The organism is Pseudomonas sp. EGD-AK9 (assembly GCF_000465935.2).
In the GTDB taxonomy this organism is placed as follows: domain Bacteria; phylum Pseudomonadota; class Gammaproteobacteria; order Pseudomonadales; family Pseudomonadaceae; genus Aquipseudomonas.
On record NZ_AVOF01000454.1, the window covers coordinates 1 to 2114 of the forward strand.

At 71.3% G+C, this 2114-nt stretch carries 2 protein-coding genes; both read left to right on the top strand.

The genetic code is table 11. The annotated features are described in order from the left end of the window. Positions 1–636, top strand: a 636-nt coding sequence (locus tag N878_RS18495; protein WP_021445068.1) for a histone deacetylase, incomplete at its 5' end; no start/stop codon positions are given. A gap of 118 nt (positions 637–754) precedes the next feature. Continuing rightward, the coding region (dsbD, locus tag N878_RS18500; protein WP_021445069.1) for a protein-disulfide reductase DsbD at positions 755–2114 on the top strand (1360 nt) is incomplete at its 3' end.

Consider the following 2114-nt stretch of genomic DNA (forward strand, 5'->3'; position numbering starts at 1 on the left):
GTGGGCGGCTCGCTGCTGACCGCCGAGCTGGCGCTGCAACACGGCCTGGCCTGCCACCTGGCCGGCGGCACCCACCACGCCCACTACGACTTCCCCTCCGGCTTCTGCATCTTCAACGACCTGGCGGTGATCGCCCGCTACCTGCTGGAAGCCGGGCGGGTGCAGCGGGTGCTGATCTTCGACTGCGACGTGCACCAGGGCGACGGCACCGCGCGGCTGCTGGCCGAGTTGCCGGACGCCGTTACCGTGTCGCTGCACTGCGCGCAGAACTTTCCGGCGCGCAAGGCCGAGAGCGACTGGGACATTCCCCTGCCGCGCGGCATGGGCGACGCCGACTACCTCAGGGTGGTGGACGACAGCCTCAACTACCTGCTGCCGCTGTACCAGCCGGACCTGGTGCTCTACGACGCCGGCGTCGACGTGCACCGGGACGACGCCCTCGGCCATCTGCAGCTCACCGACGCCGGCATCGCCGCGCGCGACGAGGCGGTGCTGCAGCACTGCCTGGGCCGCGACATCCCGGTGCTCGGCGTGATCGGCGGCGGCTACGCCAAGGACCGCGCCGTCCTGGCCCGCCGCCACGGCATCCTGCATCACAGCGCGCACAAGGTTTGGAACGCGCTGGGGCTGGGCTAGTCGCCGACGTGCCACTGGTCCCCCGGCAACATCCGCTGACACCCTGCGCCACCACGTCGCCTGGGGCCTGGTCGCCAACTTGGGTATGATGCCGGCGAGTCCGTCGTGCGAGTCCACCATGCGCCGTCTGTTGCCCCTGCTTCTGTTGCTGCTCGTCGTCCCGGCCGCCGCCGGCCTGTTCGATCAACGCCCCGCCGCCGCGCCCATCGGCGCCACGCTGAACAACAGCGGCGATTTTCTGCCGGTGCGCGAAGCGTTCAAGCTGAGCCTGGTGAGCAGCGACGCCGAGGCGCTGACCCTGCGCTTCGTCGCCGCCGAGGGCTATTACCTCTACCGCCACCGCTTCAACTTCGCCGTCGAGCCAGGCGATCTCGCGCTCGGCCAGGCCGAACTGCCGCCGGGCCAGGCCAAGCACGACGAGTACTTCGGCGACGTCGAGGTCTACTACGGCGTGCTGGATATCCGCCTGCCGCTGGCCAACCCGGAGCAGCGCCCGCTGCGCCTGCAGGTCGGCTACCAGGGCTGCGCCGACAAGGGCCTGTGCTATCCGCCGGAAACCGAATTCATCGAGATCGGCGAGCTGCCCGCCGTTGCCGCACCCGACAGCCCCGCCAGCGCGCCGGCCGCGGGCTGGAACTGGCAGGAGCTGGCGCTGTTCTTCCTCGGCGGCCTGGCCCTGACCTTCACCCCCTGCGTGCTGCCGATGCTGCCGATTCTCTCCGGCGTGGTGCTGCGCGGCCAGCTCGGCGGCCTGCGCAGCCTGACCCTGTCGCTGGCCTACGTGGTGCCGATGGCCGCCTGCTTCGCCCTGCTCGGCACCCTGATGGGCCTGTTCGGCGCCGGTCTCAACCTGCAGGCGCGGCTGCAATCGGCCTGGGTATTGGTGCCCTTCGCCGCCTTCTTCGCGCTGTTCGCCCTGGCCATGTTCGGCCTGTTCGAACTGCGTCTGCCGCGCGTGATCAGCGAACCGCTGGACCGCCTGGCAGGCAAGACCCACGGCGGCTCGCACCTCAATGCCGCCCTGCTCGGCGTGCTCTCCAGCCTGCTGGTCAGCCCCTGCGTGTCGGCGCCGCTGGCCGGCGCCCTGCTCTATATCAGTGCCAGCGGCGACGCCCTCGGCGGCGGTCTCAAGCTGCTCGCCCTAGGCCTGGGCATGGGCGCGCCGCTGGTGCTGTTCGCCGTCGGCGGCGGCGCCCTGCTGCCGAAGAGCGGCACCTGGATGGTCAGCGTGCGCAACGCCTTCGGCGTGCTGCTGCTGGCGGTCTCGGTGTGGCTGCTCGAACGGGTGCTGCCGGGCAGCCTCAGCCTGGCCCTGTGGGGCCTGCTGGCCGGCGGCGTGGCGGTGTTTCTCGGCGCCCTGGAGTTCGGCCCCAAGACCCACCGGCAGAAGCTCGGCCAGATCGCCGGCCTGGCCCTGCTGGTCTATGCCCTGGCCAGCTGGGTCGGCGCCCTGCAGGGCCAGGCCGGCGATCTGGCCG